General features: G+C 54.1%; 14 protein-coding genes and 2 pseudogenes. 11 read left to right on the top strand and 5 right to left on the bottom strand.

Features of this window, described 5'->3' with window-relative positions; all coding sequences use genetic code 11:
- Positions 1 to 10: 10 nt before the first annotated feature.
- Both LPU83_RS75600 and LPU83_RS09115 read right to left on the bottom strand, forming a co-directional pair.
- The gene (locus LPU83_RS75600) at positions 11 to 169 is read right to left on the bottom strand and encodes a hypothetical protein (protein WP_157997281.1); all 159 of its coding nucleotides are present in this window, start codon (positions 167 to 169) and stop codon (positions 11 to 13) included.
- 1,021 nt (positions 170 to 1,190) lie between these two features.
- Positions 1,191 to 2,465, bottom strand: coding sequence for an ROK family protein (locus LPU83_RS09115; RefSeq protein WP_029710451.1), 1,275 nt, complete (start codon positions 2,463 to 2,465; stop codon positions 1,191 to 1,193).
- Positions 2,466 to 2,919: 454 nt separating this feature from the next.
- Between LPU83_RS09115 and LPU83_RS09155 the strand changes: the two genes are divergently transcribed.
- The 5 genes and pseudogenes from LPU83_RS09155 (at position 2,920) to LPU83_RS09765 (ending at position 8,191) form a co-directional block, all read left to right on the top strand.
- Positions 2,920 to 4,209, top strand: coding sequence for a DegT/DnrJ/EryC1/StrS family aminotransferase (locus LPU83_RS09155; protein WP_024318381.1), 1,290 nt, complete (start codon positions 2,920 to 2,922; stop codon positions 4,207 to 4,209).
- Between the two features lie 280 nt (positions 4,210 to 4,489).
- Positions 4,490 to 4,896: pseudogene (locus LPU83_RS09210) on the top strand (IS6 family transposase); the annotation flags it as partial.
- 587 nt (positions 4,897 to 5,483) lie between these two features.
- On the top strand, positions 5,484 to 6,107 hold the full coding sequence (locus tag LPU83_RS09495; protein WP_024318380.1) for an FMN-binding negative transcriptional regulator: 624 nt from the start codon (positions 5,484 to 5,486) through the stop codon (positions 6,105 to 6,107).
- Between the two features lie 426 nt (positions 6,108 to 6,533).
- On the top strand, positions 6,534 to 7,037 hold the full coding sequence (locus tag LPU83_RS09695) for a GNAT family N-acetyltransferase (protein WP_082323309.1): 504 nt from the start codon (positions 6,534 to 6,536) through the stop codon (positions 7,035 to 7,037).
- A gap of 443 nt (positions 7,038 to 7,480) precedes the next feature.
- Entirely contained in the window at positions 7,481 to 8,191 is a 711-nt protein-coding gene (locus LPU83_RS09765; RefSeq protein WP_024318378.1) for a GntR family transcriptional regulator, read from the top strand.
- A gap of 299 nt (positions 8,192 to 8,490) precedes the next feature.
- On the opposite strand, the gene LPU83_RS09795 is transcribed toward LPU83_RS09765, so the two are convergent.
- Positions 8,491 to 8,787 (bottom strand): DUF982 domain-containing protein, encoded by a 297-nt coding sequence (locus tag LPU83_RS09795; RefSeq protein ID WP_024318377.1) that lies wholly within the window; start codon positions 8,785 to 8,787, stop codon positions 8,491 to 8,493.
- Positions 8,788 to 9,075: 288 nt separating this feature from the next.
- Between LPU83_RS09795 and LPU83_RS09800 the strand changes: the two genes are divergently transcribed.
- From LPU83_RS09800 to LPU83_RS10100, 5 genes are all read left to right on the top strand, one after another.
- Positions 9,076 to 9,933 carry an isocitrate lyase/phosphoenolpyruvate mutase family protein gene (locus tag LPU83_RS09800; protein ID WP_082323310.1) on the top strand — a complete coding sequence of 286 codons (858 nt, stop codon included), beginning with the start codon at positions 9,076 to 9,078 and terminating at the stop codon, positions 9,931 to 9,933.
- A 241-nt stretch (positions 9,934 to 10,174) separates the two neighbouring features.
- Positions 10,175 to 10,930: an amino acid kinase family protein gene (locus tag LPU83_RS09885; protein WP_024318375.1), complete on the top strand. Its 756-nt coding sequence runs from the start codon at positions 10,175 to 10,177 to the stop codon at positions 10,928 to 10,930.
- Entirely contained in the window at positions 10,930 to 11,748 is an 819-nt protein-coding gene (locus LPU83_RS09950; protein ID WP_024318374.1) for a nucleoside-diphosphate kinase, read from the top strand. The genes LPU83_RS09885 and LPU83_RS09950 overlap by 1 nt, the downstream gene beginning before the upstream one ends.
- On the top strand, positions 11,745 to 12,425 hold the full coding sequence (locus LPU83_RS10075) for a methyltransferase (RefSeq protein WP_024318373.1): 681 nt from the start codon (positions 11,745 to 11,747) through the stop codon (positions 12,423 to 12,425). Before LPU83_RS09950 ends, LPU83_RS10075 begins: the two co-directional genes overlap by 4 nt.
- Complete coding sequence (locus LPU83_RS10100; protein WP_024318372.1) at positions 12,422 to 12,979, top strand: hypothetical protein; 558 nt, start codon at positions 12,422 to 12,424, stop codon at positions 12,977 to 12,979. Before LPU83_RS10075 ends, LPU83_RS10100 begins: the two co-directional genes overlap by 4 nt.
- Before the next feature lie 348 nt (positions 12,980 to 13,327).
- Here the strand turns inward: LPU83_RS10100 and LPU83_RS75605 are convergent, their stop codons facing one another.
- Together LPU83_RS75605 and LPU83_RS10415 are read right to left on the bottom strand one after the other, a co-directional pair.
- Positions 13,328 to 14,155 (bottom strand): MurR/RpiR family transcriptional regulator, encoded by an 828-nt coding sequence (locus LPU83_RS75605; RefSeq protein ID WP_024318371.1) that lies wholly within the window; start codon positions 14,153 to 14,155, stop codon positions 13,328 to 13,330.
- 1,066 nt (positions 14,156 to 15,221) lie between these two features.
- A complete protein-coding gene (locus tag LPU83_RS10415; RefSeq protein ID WP_024318369.1) occupies positions 15,222 to 16,085 on the bottom strand; it encodes a sulfotransferase domain-containing protein in 864 nt (287 codons plus the stop codon).
- A 469-nt stretch (positions 16,086 to 16,554) separates the two neighbouring features.
- Here LPU83_RS10415 and LPU83_RS10440 point away from each other — a divergent pair.
- Positions 16,555 to 16,722, top strand: a pseudogene (locus LPU83_RS10440) (IS110 family transposase); the annotation flags it as partial.

Consider the following 16,722-nt stretch of genomic DNA (forward strand, 5'->3'; position numbering starts at 1 on the left):
CTCGATCGGACTATTTTTCCGTTTTCACCCAGACGAGCGTCTCACCCGTCGCCCGGTTGTCCCAGAGATAGTATGGTGCGAAGCGCGCCTTGGCAGGTCGGCGTTCTGCCGGCTCCTTGCGGCAAAGCACCTTACCCCAGTTCGCCGTGTCTTCGCGCTCGACCGACATCGATAGGGACCGCGTCGTTCAGTTCGTTGACCACGGTCGTCTCCGCCTCCGAAAGCTAGCGGGGATAACGTCGCGTTCAGATCTTTATATTCCGTCGCGATTTCCGCCATACCGGGATTTAGACCGACGCTTGAATCCGCCTTCTCGCGGTGGAACCTATCTGCCAGAACTTCAGGCAGACCCAGGTGCAGGCTTCGCAGCCGATGCGGCGGCCGAATAGGAAATTCGCAGTGGGAGGTCACAGCGACCGTAATCATCTAGCTCACATAGAGTCCTCGCCGTTGGAGACGTCAAAATTTCACCTGCGTCGTCGATGCGTGACAGGTGCATGACCTCACCCGCAACAGGTGTTCCACCCGCGCCGATGCGCAGGCAAGGCATGCATCGATGGCGGTCAGATCTCCGCGTCCATCTGGAGCCCTCGCGGGTCAAGAAAGCACCTCTTCGTGACTTCCCCAATGCAGGCAGCTAGTTCTTTTCTGGGAGCGGCCATTTTGGCAAAAACTTCGCACGCCTCGGCGACGGGCGGATGGCCGCGGCAATCGCAGCAATCCTGCTGGTTCGGTGCCTGCGCGCGACGCCATCGGCCACCGGCTCTGTTGTTTCTAAGACCCAAGCTAACGCTCTGGGCGCCCAGCGGTAATGAGAGATCGATAACTCGCAGGGGTGCAAACCGATCCCCTTCTCGGGCCTGATTCCGAACTGGAAGCTCTTGTTTGGCTCAATCGAGGAGCAGCCTATCCTCTGCCGGCCCTTGGCTCGGCTTTTCTGATGCGATCCATGCATGGCAAAATTTGATCTCCTAAGGCACGGGTGACTGGCTGGGCGGGCAACGAAATTTTTCCTTCAATGTCCAACCATCGCCGAAGCGGTAGTGAGGTGACCCTTCATAACGCCTCTGATTCAACTTCCATAGTCTCGCAGTTGGTTGTTTGACAAATTGAGAAGAAGAGCACCGCCATTCAGAGTCCACAAATCGCGTCCCGATTTCATTGCGGCCGCATCAATGACCATTCGTCGCTCAGATGACAAAATTGAGTAATTCAGAAAGAAAGAGACAGGCGGCGCCGCGCAGAGCTGCCACGTCTTCGCTATCGCCAAAAGCAAGAGCAATCTCCTCACCCGGGCGATGGAACACCAATTCTCGAAAGCTCCCTTCAATGAGATTGAGCATCGTCTTTCCTCCGAGCACGATATCCCCATGAAGAACAATGCAATCGGGCGCCATCAATTGCTGAAGATTCGCCAATCCAACCGAAATGTTGAATGCATACTGTTGAAGTAGTTCCTTTGCGCCCTTGACGCCGCCACCGGCCAAAGTCACCAAACGGCCAGCATTCAACATGTGAGGTTTCGGCACCCCCCTGGCTTTTGCCTCATCCCTTAACCACCTCAAGCTGGCGATTGTTTCCCAACATCCGCGTCGGCCGCATTGGCACACATGGCCATTGAGTTGTACGGTCGTATGGCCGATTTCGCCGCCTGCTCCCGCAGATCCTCGATAAAGATGTCCATTAAGGTATAGTGCGCCACCCAAAGCCTCACCGATGTAGACCGCCGCGAATGTTCTCCGGCCACGTCCTTGCCCAAACCAACGATCGCCAACGAGGAAAGCTCTGGTATCCTGATCGACACACACATGTACCCCAAATCTTTTCGACAACTCTGGTCCCACCGGAAATCCATCAAGATATGGGGCGAGACTGACATTCACGATCGAACCGGTCTCCGTATTGATCATTCCTGCAACCGCAACACCGATGCCTAAAATCGGCAAGTTAGCAGATGCGATGGTCTCTTCCACACAGGTGCTGACAATCCGAAATGCGTCGGAGGCGTCTGCTAGCTCTGTGGGGAAATCGGTGGCACGCTGTGCATAGATCTCGCCATCTAGAGAGACCAAGCACGTGCGTACGCGATTGTGCATCAGGAGAACCGCGCATATAGGCCTTGCATTCTTTGAGAACCACAACCTGGTAGCCGGTTTGCCGCCAGCCTCATTAGGAGGTACCACCTCTCCTTCCGCGAGGATCCCCTGATTGATTAAGGGCTGCACAATTCCGCCGATAGTAGCTCGATTTACACCGGTGAATCGTGCCAGATCCGCTCTGCTAGTCGCCCCCATATCGTACAAGGCCTGGAGCAGCCGGCCCCGATTTGCAGGCCCTAAGGTCCCGGTTGAAATCAGCTTCTGGGCCGGCATACGCTTGGCGCCGTCGATCTTACAACAATCGTTAGAAGCGTCCGAACTTTCTCCAATACGTTGATTTTCCAGTCTTTTTATCATAGAATCCATCGCATCAATCCACTTACGGCGAAATTCGGTTGTTCGCTCTGCCTATTGACTAGCTGGGGCCAACCCGTGGCTCGCGGCGCCGGGAGAGCCTTGGGATTGTAACTGCGAATATGCGCCAGTCTTCCAGACCGCTCTATCGGCCCAAGCCGCGCAAGGAAATCTGTGGCCTCTTCGTTCAAGCCTCCTTCCGTCCAATGTCTTCAATTGGCGTGGGTAGTCATTAAAAAACAGTTGAAGTTTTTCTACAGGCCATTGATCCCGACGCGGTCTGCACGCAGGACTGCCTCGCAGCGTGCTGCATTCCCACATTATACATACGCCGGCACTTAAGCTGCAAATAATCAAAAAATATACTTCATAATATACTTTATTCTATGGTTGAATGCTACGCAGAGCACATAGATTATTCCACCTTTATCGGGTAGCAATGCAATTGAAAACGATCGGAGCAGTAATGAATGGACATACCGCACCAGGTCTCAAGGCCAGCAAAACAAGGTGTCTTTTCTCCGACGTTAAACTCGCCGTCTTCGGTGGAGAGCCTGTTGTCCCTCAGGGACGTATTACACCTTGGCCCGCCGCAGAAACGAAGCATTTGGAAGCTCTTCGCGGAGTTGTAGATGGTGGAAGATATCATCGGGTTAACCATCCAATTGTGATCGAGTTGGAGCAAAACCTTGCAAGATGGACCGGGAGGTGGCAGGTGCGCGCCGTGGGCAGTGGTACGGCGGCGATCCACATCGAACTTGACTACGTCAAGAAGCGAGGGGAGCGCGTCATTACCGCGGCGCTGAATTGGCCCGGAGCGGTTGGCCCAATTGGAATCAGTGGTCTCAAGCCGGTCTTCGTTGATGTCGACATGAACTTAGCTGGGATCGATCAAGGGGCGGCCAACGAACTGTTCGGACCAAACGTTGCTGCGGTTCTCATCACCCACCTTTTCGGCAATAATGTTCTTGTGCCCGATGCAAGATCTGCCGCGCGGACTCAAGGCATTGCGGTGATCGACGATGTCTGCCAGTCGATCGGTGCCGCCAAAGCGATCGTCAACGGGTCCCATCTTGATGCCGACGCGCTCGCTCTTTCCGGAAACGGCGCTAAGCACCTCGGCGCCGGCGAACTAGGGTTTGTAATTACCGACGACTCCAATCTGATTGCACACGTGGATCGCGTATCGCTGACGAGCTCATCCCGAAATGGCGAGCGAATATTCTCCCCCTATTCCCAAGGGTATAACTACAGACCTAACGTATTCTCCTCATCAATCGCAAAGCTTCGAGTCGAAAGGCTGGACACGCAACTCCAAATCCGAAGAGACAATGGAAGATTTTTGTGGGAGATGATCCGGGAGCTTGCAGGCATACTTCCACTATTCAATCCGTCCGACGGTAATCAATCAATGCTCAACTTTCCCCTACGAATCGAACCTGAAGCACTCGGCTTCGGGCCAGGCCCGGCTGCAAGGGACTTTCTGGTGAAATCGCTGCAGGCCGAAGGCGTGCCCATCTGGGTTTGGCTTACGAAACCCGTCTTCGAATATCTCCCAGGTATTCGCGACGAATGGAGGGCCACCGATTTTCCAAACACGGTAAAGCTCTTAGATACGATGTTTTATGTTTCCGAGATTGCGCCGCCCAATAATATTGAAGTGATGAAGCTTTACGCAGAGGCGTTTCACAAGGTTTGGAAGGCTCTTTACAAGCTGGGCCCGAAGATAGCCGATTCCATCAAACGCACGGGGTGAGAAAGCCGAGATCCAGGTAAGCGCGTGCATCTCGCCCACATTTTGATGCCCGCATGGTGCGAGGAAGAGGAAAATCGTTGATCCCGAAAGCGCCCGGAGTATCGACGTCAACCAACCTGTAGCCAGCGTGATAATCCGGGGTGCGCAAGCTCGAAGTTGGGATCAGCGACCTTCATCCGTCTGGCGGCGGCAAACGACCCTGCCTAAAGTTTATCACATATGGAAAAAGGGCGATGTCACGTTATCAGCAGCTTAACGGTTGATGGATAATTCGGCTGAGATGAACTCGCCGACTCTCAGTTACAAGAACCACCGCTTTCCACCGCAGATCATCGCCCGTGCGATCTGGCTGTATTTCCGGTCCCTTTGAGCCTGCGGCTGGTCGAGGAAATGCTGTTGGAGCGCGGCATTGTCGTGTCTTACGAAACGATACGGCGATGGAGCCGCAAATTCGGGGCGGCTTACGTCAAGCAGTTGCGCAGAAGGAAGCCGTCGCGAACGGATATCTGGCATTTGAACGAGGTCGTGATTTCCATCGGTGGCGGAAAACATTTGCTTTGGCGTGCCGTTGACCAGGACGGTTACGTCCTCGACGAGATCGTCCAAGCCCGCCGCGATACCAAAGCTGCCAAGCGATTGCTGGTCAGACTGTTGAAGAAGCAAGGCCTGATGCCGAAGCGAGTCCTCCCTGCCATGCGGAGAAATTGATGGAAGCAGGTGCTATAAGGATATTCGACCATATGACAGTATTGCCGGGGATCTTGGGAAGTTCGTAGCAGCAGATTCACGCAGTCGAAAATTGTTCATCCAGGAAGTCGACCTCTGAATCGCTCGGACGTCTGCGGGTGACATCCCACCGGCGTTGATAGCCACGTAATCGGTGTTCGGCCTCATCTTGGCGGATCTAGGTGGACGCAGCACCTGGGCCTAAAATGGGTCGATTGTGTAGGCGGGTATCGTCCTCCTGAGCCTTGTCCGCCCGCAAGCGGAATGTTGGTGCCGCTGCTCGAACGTGTCCGTCGGAGATCACCTGCTCGTAGGCGGCCGTTACTGGGATCCTGGAGACACCGAATTGGTCCTCAAGCGCGCGACTCGGGGTAATGTGTCATCCGCCGTGCAAACGCGAGATCTGATTGCGTCATGTAAGGAAGGTAGATGGGTCACTCCGGTTTTTCTTGAGTCTTTTCGAGACTGAGCCAACAAAACATTCCCTTACTGGGGGTTTATTTTTGGCCACATGATGTCAATAATGCGCTGACGTCAAGGAGATGCTTATGTACACCCCGCCAGCATTTGCCGTGGAAGACGCGGTCGAACTCTATGCAATGATGCGGCAATATCGCCTTGCCAATTTCGTAACGGCAACACCCGATGGCCCGATGGCCACATCCTTACCGATGTTCATCGATGAGACCGAGGAAGAAAAGGGCGTCCTCTATGCGCACCTCGCTCGACTGAACCCACAATGGCAGGCCGATGTCATTGGACATGGACTTGCAGTCTTCATGGGACCCGACGCCTATGTGACCCCTTCTTGGTATGCCTCGAAGGTCGAGCACGGGAAGGTCGTCCCGACGTGGAACTACACCGCCGTCCATGCGAGTGGACCAGTTGAGTTCTTCGCGGATGCCGAACGATTGCTTGAGGTCGTGTCGCGCCTTACGGCCATTCACGAGGCCTCACGCCCGCTGCCCTGGGCGGTCACGGATGCCCCCGAAGCCTACATCAAGGCTGAGCTCCGCAGCATTGTTGGCATTCGCATGCCGATCGTTTCGCTGCAGGGCAAGCGGAAGATGAGTCAAAATCGGCACGAGGCTGATCGAAACGGGGTAATGCAGGGGCTCGGCGACAGCCTCAGCCATACCGACCAGATCGTTTCGGACATGATCTTGATCTGAGGTGAGCAGCTGGGTTTGGGTCGAAGTCTGGAAGTTAGCAATAGGCGTGAAGCCACCTGCGATCGACGAACGAAACAAGGAAATCGCGCGTGGACTTAGTGGCGATGAGCATTCATGTCAGCGCCGGCGCTGATAAAGTGGGGGTTTCAAGACGGATCAATCCATTCCCAATCTCATCATCGATCTCTACAATGCTGTCAGTTTCAAATATGCCACTACCGCTGGCGGCGAGAACTATAACGCCTATCTCGGACGTCCGCTCTTTGACTGTGGCAAACGGAAGCGAGACATTCGAAACGATCATGAACGGCGAAGCAATGATCGAAAAGCCCGACCCTAGAGAGTCTGGTGAGAAGGGTCGGCGATGGAACCGCCGGCAGGTTACCCCCTGATACGTCGCCGCCGTCAAGAAAACATGGAGATACTATGACTGCTAGACCACTTCAAACCGGAGCTCCAGTAGCGATCGATTACCTGGAAACATACCCGAATTTAATACCCGTTTGCGCGAGCTGGACTTTCGGACAATGGGGTTGTCAATCGAATGACTCGTACGAGCGGACAATACGCGATTTTGAAGCAGCCACTAAAAGTTCCATGCCGCTAACATTGATCGCCACCCAAGACAATATACCTGTAGGAATGATCACCCTGGGCGAGCGTGATTTCGAGGGAAGACCTGATCTTTCCCCATGGCTGAAGTCGCTCTACGTCCATCCATTTCACCGCAATAAGCGAATAGCCTCTTTATTGATCGAGAGGCTGGTACACGAAGCATCGCGCCTCGGCTGCGATACCCTTTACCTCACAACAGAGGACGCAAAATACCTTTACGAAAAGAGCGGCTGGCAGGAGATTGATCGCATTAGAACACCGTATGGCGAAGCAGCTTTGATGAAAAAAGTTCTGCCACCATTTGCTGTCGATTAGCACTGCAGCCAAGAACCGTTACGTGATTGTGAGGCAGCAGAAGCGCCAGCTTCGCCAACCATTGACGCTACTGCAGTTGACGTTTTTAGGCTATAGTTGCAGCAACTGATCTTGGCGACGAGGTCCGCAGCGCTGGCGATCACAACCACTGAGCTCCTCAGTTCCTGCTGCTCAATCAATCGAGAAATTTATCGAGCTGATACGCCGGAACTGAAGCCAGCCGTATGGGGGGCAAGGCGCCATGCGAAGGAGGTGTTGCGCGATCTTGCGGATGAGGCGATAAGACTAAGACGGTGGCGTTTGAGGATCTGCCTCAGTTAATTATTCGTCACGACGTTAGCACCTTTCAGCCAAAGCAGAGCTCTTCGTGATTGGCGAAAGCTTTCGAAACCTCCGGCGTCTTGACAGGCTTTCAGCGATTTCAATAGAGGAGACGATGAAAAATGTGGCTCTGTGAGAAAGCGCCTCAGTGCCGTGGAATCAGCAAATCAGCCAGTGAATCGATGCCCGCCAAGGCTGATACTGCCTACGATGCTGTTCTTCAATTGCTTTACAGCTACTCACTTGTGCCGGGACAGCATCTCAGCGACCAAGAGCTTGCCTGCAAACTCAACATTGGCCGGACCCCGGTACGCGAAGCGCTTATCCGGCTCGCAGCCGAAGGGAAAATCCTATCTGCTCCCCAAAGGGGTTACTTCACGCGGCCTCTGGTCGAGGCCGCTTTGTTGGACTCTTATGCCGTGACGCGCGAAATTCTGGCATTCGCACTAACATGTAGACGACCACAATGTTCGTTCACTGGCAACTCTTGTGATGACTTATCTCTCGACGAACTCGCAATCCGAGCGGAAATGATCTTCACCATTATCGCCGAGGGATCTTCAAATTGCGAGATTTGCAAGATCATCGCGAAGTTCACCTTTTGCTCTCACCCTATCCGGATGAAAATAATCGCGTCAGAACTCCACACGGGTTTCCGAGAGAGCCTGTCAAGGCTAACGGACGCGATGTCTCAATTTGGCAAGGCAGCTCCTCTAGTTGAATCTGCACTCATGAACCACCTCGATGTAGAGCAGCGAGCGATCGCGGGCGTCGTGCAAGAGGTCAACAAAGGACGGCTCATAGAATTTCCTCGCGCAGCGAGAACCTTTTGAGCATCTGTCTCGACTTTCGTTCCCATGCAGGGCTTAGGTATAACCGCCCGTGAAATCTTTTGTGCATTTATAAAAGCCTCGCAAGGACACGATCGCTCACCATGTCGAGACACGGAGGTGGTTAAATCCTTATTGCTCCGCGGCCTTAAAATCGAAGATGGCTCTTTCTCGAGGTGACCTGCGGCGGGATTGTCATACGGCTGCGATTTTCGGCGAAACGCGAAGCCGGCTCCTGCGTCTGGCGACTGGATCCAACATGGCAATTGTGTGGCTCGGCGCCGGCTTGCCATTCCCTTTGATTAGACGTTCCCGATATTCCGATCGGCCACAAGCTGATCTGCATTCGGCACATCATCGAACTCCGCCAACATGCCTGCCTTCTTCAGAAACCGCCGCAGATTCTCGCGCACGGCAGCAATCGGAAATCGACCGTTAACCGCTTCTCTGCACGCCTTCAACAGCGTGTCGTATGGGAGGTCTCTCTTTGCCTCTGGCCAAGCTTCGAGAAAATCAAAGGCCTCGTCGAGGCTGGCAATCTCGTCAATAAAATATTTGCGCTGAACGTAGACTGCGCGCTCAAACAAGATACGGGCCATCTCCACCTCCTTATCACAGACTATTTGGCAAACTTAGCGCGCGAGTTTGACGCGCCTAAGACGGTAAATTGACTGACCTCCCAAAAGGCCGCGTTTCCGTAGGCAACTGGAAGCGAAACCGCGAGTCGATTGACGACTCAGAGCGTGACGCACCCATGCCTGGACCGTATCACTTGCCAAGTGAGCTTTGGGATATATTCTGGGATATATTTATGTTATATTTCCGTATGTTAGTTGATTTCCTTTAGACGGAGGCCCATCTTTAGTTCAAAAGAAGGAGGCATGACGATGAATCAGCCGTCTACATCTGCGGCGAACGCCGAATTGTTGTCGGCAAACAGCTCATCGATGATCTTTCGCAACCTCATTCTTTCAAGCGGCCTCACATTTTTGACGGAAGCCCATGACTGCCTTTCGGCGGTTATCGCCGAAAGCGCCGAGTTCAAGGGCCTCTGGGCGCCAGCGCTTTCGATCTATTCAGCTCTCGGCTATCGGACTACCAGTGACGTGCACTGGACACAGGTCGTCAACATGGTCGATCGCATGCTCGACGGAATCAAAATACCGGTCCTAGTTGATTGCGACAGTGGCCTCAGCAAACGAGAAGACGTCTGTTTTGTGGCACGCAAGCTTGAGGAATGCGGTGCCGCCGGAGTCTGTCTTGAGGGCAACAGCTTTCCCAAGATGAACTCCTTTGAAAGCGATAGATATTCCTTGGCCACGATCGAGAATTTTTGCGGTGATCTGAAGGCTGTCAAGGATGCGACCGGACCTGCCTTCGTCCTCGTCGCCCGGGTCGAAACCCAAATCGGTCGTCATGGACCGGACGCAACGATGGCTTGCGCCGCCGCCTGTGCGGAGGCTGGCGCTGACGCCATCCTAATCCATTCCCGCAAAGTTGTTGCCGATGATATTCTGTGCTTTGCCAGACGTTGGGACAACAGATTGCCCGTCATCATTGTCCCCACGCGATATTTCAGGACACCCGTTTCAGTTTACCTCGACGCCGGTATATCGACAGTGATTTGGCCTGATCACTCCATGCGGGCAATGGCTGGCGGGATGCGCGAAACCTTCATTCAATGGGAAGGAGAGGGACAAAGATTGACGAAAGAGCGCTACCTGCGACCCCTTCTGGCATCGTAAGAATCGTTCGATTGGGATTGGAGGTCAAACAGGCTTGCGCCATGAAAAAAGGCTCATCTGGTTCTAGGTGTTTGCCTGACGTCCACGGAAGTGGTCAGAATGGTGATTTCCAAACGTTATGAGAATCGAAGGTGATTTTACTGTGCGCCGCAGATCGCCCAAAAACCGGGCTGCGGCGTTCAGCGAAAGTTCGAGAGATCCCAGGTCGTGCTTATTGCCTCGTATAGGGAGGGGCCAACAAATGGACGGCGCAATTAATGGGTTTCCTCCATACGGCTTTTCGGCTGTTGTAAAGTTCGGCGGGAGCATTATGCGCGATCTTGCAGTATGCAAGCACGCGGTAGCCGAACTTGAGCGTCTTGCCGATCATGGTCATAGAATTCTGGTTGTTCCCGGGGGCGGCATTCCGGACAAAGCAATAGAGGCGGTCGATGTGGCAGCTTCATTGACTCCCTCAACCGCGCACCATGCGTGCGCTCTGGCGCAGGACCAAACCGGATATATGCTTGCTGACCCGGCCTTCTCTTCCAAGCTAGTCCCGTCGGCGAGCCTCGGCGAGTGCCGAGCTCTCGCGAAAGCGGCGAAAGTCCCAGTCCTACTACCTTCCCGCTTGCTATTTGCGGCTGACCCAGTGGAATGGACCTGGCACATCACATCCGACGCTGTAGCCGCGTGGATAGCTTGGCTTACCAGCACTCCGAGGCTGGTCATCTGGACGAACGTAGATGGAGTGTATCGCGGTGGCGCTGTCGATGATCCTGCAGCACTCGTAGAACAAATCACCGCCCGGGAGCTTGTCCGTTTCGGCCACACGTCGATTGATGCATGTGCCGTCGATTTCATGGCGCAGAAACATCTCCCCGGCGCCGTGATTAACGCTCGGTATCCAGCACGTCTCGCCGACTGGCTCGCAGGGACCCCCGTCAGAGCCACCGACATTACGGTGAACGGAAGCGAAGAAGCAGATATCAACCCTCAAACTTTGGGGGATACATAATGGCCTCTCGTGCGTTGATCGTCTATGGCCCAGAAGTCGCACGGTCGGGTCTTACCTGCCTCCTCGACGACTTTATTCGCCAACGAACCGGTCTTGAACTCTCAGAACGGTTCTTCTCACTTCATAGTCGTGGATCGATTGGTGCGTTCTACTCGCTGACAAATTCGACCGGGGGTAGGCACTGGCCAGTCGTGCTGGACTTGTTCGACACGCGTCCTGTCTGCGCCTCGATTTGGAGCGGACCTAATGCGCTGTTCCTCGCGCAAGAACTAAAGGGGGAGTGTCAACCAGCCCAGGCTAGGCGTGGCACCGTACGCAGTCTCTTTTTCTGCGACAATCCGGTAACGAACCTCATCCATGTAAGCGACAGTCACGAAGTAATGAAGGCGGAGCTGGCAATCCTTCGAACACGATTCATCGGCTATGAGGTGGCCGCTTGGAATTTTCTCAACACTGGCTGCATCACCCATTCATCTTTCGAGACGTTGCTAAGTGTTCTCGGCGATCGGGGCGCTGCGCAGAGGTTCGGCAATTCGGGCGATAGTAGCGCCCTTGCACACGCGCGCTTCTGTTACACGAAAGCGATCCTGCTTGCATTGGAGCGGGGCCTCACAACAACGGTCCAAAATTACTTTCGCGGCGATCGCGCCGGGTTAGAAAGTCTCGTCCGGCACGCACCCCTCCTCTCCTCTTGGGACCGCCTCATCCTCGAGGCCGGCTTGTTTTCAATGCCGTTGTGGAATCGCCTGCTCCAGAAAACACGAACCGTGGAAAAAGCCAGCGACGATTACCGTGTCCACCCCGGCGAGAAGACATGAGTGAACTAGATAGGATCAGCGCAACCCTCAGGGAAAGCCAACGGCGGACATTCCCGCGGCAAATGCGGGAGTTTGGATTGGATCTTATCCTGCGAGAGGGCGTTTTTCCTCCCGAAGATTTCCAGAGCTGGCATTGGATTTGCGAGAACTTTCCCCCTTTCGCCGGAAAGACCATCTTGGAGATTGGCTGCGGCTTCGGCCTTCCCGGTCTTTGGTTGGCAAAGACTGGTGCACTGTCGGTGTTGGCCTGCGATATCAATCCGAGGGCTGTTGCGAACACGCTGGAGAATGCCGCGAGAAACGACATTAAGAATGTCCAGGTCATCGCAAGCGATATTTTCAGTAATATTCCACCTTGTAGGAAGTTCGATATTGTTTTTTGGAATTACCCATCGAACTTCGCTCCTGAAAAATACGAATTCATCGATGACCTTGAGCATGGAGCATTTGATCCAGGCTACAACCTGCTCAAGAGATTTCTATCGGAAAGCCCGGGATTCCTTACGGAAATAGGTCATATTCTTCTAGGGTTCGGCACTAACGCCCGGGACGACCTCCTGGAACAAATCACAGCTGCCAACAATCTCACTTCGGCGATGCTCGGGTCGGGAGATTATCCCAACGTCAACGTCACTTACAGGCTGTTCTCACTTTTCCGTAAAGCCTCAACCGTATGATTTCTGACCTGCTGCGGATTGCACTGGCCGCCATTTCGCATAATCGATCGCAAGACAGCTGGCTTGCTGGGAGCATCGTTCTTTCGCAGTTCATCCAGCGTGTGCCGAATGATATTGATATACATCACGTCAATTTTTCTGCGTTTGCAGACGCTGTGGACAAGGATCGCAGGTCTCTGGCGGAAGCGGGCTTCCTGATAGCGTCGCAACAGTCTTCCGGCGCGGAACTGGAAATTGTGTTCTTTGGGTTGGAAGGGCTCTTGGCGGTGAATTGGGTTGTTGTACATGAACGGCCAAAAGCAATAATAGAAGATCCGCATCTTGGGAGTCGGGCAACGTTTTCGGACGTCATCGCTCAAAAGATCGAAATGTACCGGGAGAGCCTTCATTCGAAGCACAGGGATGATCTACTTGCTCTTTTGGAACACTCTGCCTCAATGGCAGCTGAGATCAGTCCAGAAAAGCTGGTTGCTGACCTTTCGGCGCTCGGGCTGCGTGATGTTCATCAACACACTCAATCTTTTCCAAAGACGCATCGACCAAGAAATATGTGAGCTCTGGCCGGAGATTGGGGCCGCGAACGGTCAACTGAGTTCGTTGATGCGCTTGAGATGCATTTGTCGCACGAAACCCGCGGACCTGGCTTTAGTCTTCCGAATGAGCGTCTTTGACACGGCGATGACACCTGAATGCCTCTCTTGCAAAAGAGGAGAATGCTGCAAGATACCGCCCTTATTTCGGCTCCGTACAGGCCTTTTGCTTCTCCTTCTTTCTTTTGGAACGCTTCCCCTATGCGACCCTACGGCTGCGACGGGTTCCCGGATGTTTCCGCCACCGTCCTCCCCACACCCGCTGCGCGACCGATCCGCCCTCTTTGTGCCTGTGCCATCTGCCTCACTGTACTACTGATCCGATCTCAAGGCCTCCGCCTCCTCTAGACAGAGGCAAAGATATTCCGTCAGTAATACGACAGATGGCACATGCATGGCGGACCCAGGCACTCGCCAGGCGCCAACCGGACTAAATAGAATCACCTCATCTGCGGCCTCAGCCACCTCGCCGCTTGCGCGGCTTGAAATAGCAATCGTATATGCTCCGGTTTTGCGTGCGATATTCAGAAAGTTCTTGGTTTCCTCATTGTGGCCCAACAAGGAGATGCCAATCGCGACGCTCGAAGGGTCAAGCGCTCGCGCGAGACCATGTGCCATGCTTGCGGAACCAGAGGAATGGACGGGGAGTCCAAGCCAAATCAACCGCGTCGCCAAAATGTCGGCACAGATAGACGACGGCCCCGTACCGAACACTTCGACGCGTCGGGCCGCTCGCACACGCTTGGCAAGATCACATATTTGAAGATCGTCAAAAGCCCGAGCAGACGCAACGATCGAGTCTTGCAGCGCAGTAGCGAGTGAGGCGACACGCGGGGAAAGGCTTACATCCTTCGGTGCGGCGCGTTTGGCCAATTGGAAAGCCTTCCTCCGCTCAATTTCACTGCAAAGAGCAATCCTAAACTCACGAAAACCAGAGAAACCGAGCATTCGGCAAAACCGAATTACTGAGGCAGAACCGCTCCTGGCGTCGTGTGCAAAGTCAGCGATGGAGAGCGTTAGGACGGCCTCGGGGTCATTGACGATATAAAGTGCTATACGCGCAAGCGCATCCGGAGCCGTGTTTGCCGCATCACTGATCCTCTCCAGCAGCAGTCGCCGTCCCTTTAGTGGATCTTGCATATTTTTGAACTGTCCGCTTCGATTGGAGGTTCACTGAAAGCCAATAGCGAGTTCGTGTATATAAGGGCGCCGCCGCTGACGCCTTCATTGATCCAGATCAACGACAAGGCTGAGGCTACCCGTCCCGATGAAAAAGGAGCCTCGAATGAGTGTCGCGGACGGGGTTGAAGCAGAAGCGGGTCGCACTGGCTGAAAGGTTGAAGCAGCGTGAAAGAGACAGGAGCTGATGGCCGCGCTGGATCGCGTCATCCCGAGCGATGAGCCTGGCTACCAGGCATCAGCGCTGGCGGGAACAGAACGCCGTGACCATTCTCGAAATGCCAAGCCGCTGCCATCAGAGATGAAAATGGGGATGAGCTGCTTAAATAAGCGCCAGACCGTCTTGGAGGTCCTTCGCGATGGCCGCAGCCTGGGCGGCGGGTTTACGGTGATGAGGTGCGCGCCAAGCTTGTCGTTGTTCGGGAGGCATCGGAGGAAAGGCATGGACACGGCGATATGGATAGCGAGACGCGTCGGCAATTGCTGACGATGACCGCAGCGAGATTGATCGCGTCCTCAATGACTTTAAGCCGAGCGCACCGCCCGTGGCCGCAGAAGGATCAACGGTGATAAGGCGTCCAGACTAGATGGTTCCGCCACTGATGGCGAGGCATTGCCGCTCGACGACTTTCTGTCCGGGTTCCGGATTGCTGGCGTGGCAGTGAAGTAAAACCGACCGTCCGCGCCAAGCCTGCGGCTAAACGAGAGCGGCGAAGGCCCGGTCCTCGTAAAGTTCAACAAAAAATGTTCTGCGAACAAGCTCACAGCATCCATACCGAGCAAGCTTTATCCAAACGACGACAAATATCATTACCGAAACGCTGGTGCGATAGGTAGCACAGGCCCAGTACTGTCTGGACGAAACCCGTCAGTTGCTCATGGCAAAACGCTGCAATCTGGCAGCGCAGTGAACGTATACGTGCGCGGAATTTCGGCTGGAATTTACTATCCAGATGCATAGGCCGTGTTTGGTGGTCTTTGCTGGTGCCGCGCGAAAATACTACAACGCTGTGAGGCGTGACTGAGCCTATCTCGTGCCAAAGCCGAAACGCTCGTTGAGTTTCGATCCACCGAGCTTCACGAATCGCTCCTCGATCTCCGGGTTCCAACAGGATTCCCAGGATGTTCGGCAGCCGGAGAACGTGAATGTCTGCTTACCGATCAGTTGATCTAAAATCAACTCGGGCTGCGATATCTGGGTGTCGCAAAATTCTGCGACTTTGCGGATCGTCGCGAGCTGAACTTCGCGTCCTTGGTCGCCTATGATCTCCTCATACGTCAATCCAAGCACATCAACCTGATCTGTCCACGGTGCCATCGGGTGGCAACGGTTGTTGAAGATGAAGGGCGCGATCTCGTCGAAATACCTCAGCATTTTGTCTTGCCCGTTCGGCTCATTGCGCCACTTGATCTCAGTCCTCCCGGGTGGACACCAGTCGCTGTCGCCGACATATCGCATCTGCGACACAATTGCCGCCCGCATTTCGCGCGCTACGAAGATGATTTTGAAATCTGCTAAACAACGACGGATGGCGATGTCGCAGGGCAGATGGCCATACCCAAACTGACCCGGCTGGACAAAAAGCGATGATATCTCAATCGGTATCCATATTATATTGCCCGAATGAGTGAAGCGAGCTCTCTCGACATCTACAAAGCGGAAATCTCCGAGATAGTCTCTATTGAAAAACACATCGGACTTTTCAAGCCCGAGCAGAGCAAGAAGACGTGCATAGAGGTGGGTGCCGGCCTTCGGAATGGAACAAATCATAACCCGCACGCTTGAGGCGCCGACTGTTGGCTTGATTGACCAGGACCCGTTTGAGCAGGGATAAAGCGGGAAGTTCAGACCCGCGATGGGGCGCACTTCTGGTGGAAGCGGGTGATGCATGGCAGCCCTCATTTTTACAGCGTGGTTATCACGAACAGCGTCGACTCGAATGCGTTGCGGACACACGCAGCTTCGCCGGAAGTCCGTCTCGGAAGAATTGAGTCGAAACCGCTACGCGCCGCTCGTTCCGAGTGATCGCTCGTTTCAACTCGCGGCTAAGCGGATCGTGAAAGTATTTAATCCAGTTATGCAAGAGTATATTGGTATGGCATCAATATATTGCACGATATATTTAAATTGGAATGAGCTCGCAGTATGTCAGGATGACGCACAACCGAAGATTTAGGCCTTCTGGAAGACCCATCTCTGCCATTACCGTCTCGCAGGTTGTCAGTGATGTGCCCGGAATGACCGGCCGTTGAGATTTGACCATCTAGTGGGTTGGCATAGATCTCATGAGGAGTGAACAGCGGCCGACGCTCTGGCAGAGTGAGGCTGCATCAAAGCACTCGCTCAGAAGGAACAGGTTATGGAAGCCACATCCGTTCAATCAAAGACGCCAACCGCTGTCCGCACTGATCTTCGCGCAATTTTTGTGTCGTTGGAACTTAGCCGATCGACCTGGTTGATCACTTCGTTGTCGCCGGGCAACGGCGAAAAGATGTCGAAGCACGTGGTGGACGGCGGCAATATAGCC

The organism is Rhizobium favelukesii (assembly GCF_000577275.2).
Lineage (GTDB): Bacteria > Pseudomonadota > Alphaproteobacteria > Rhizobiales > Rhizobiaceae > Rhizobium > Rhizobium favelukesii.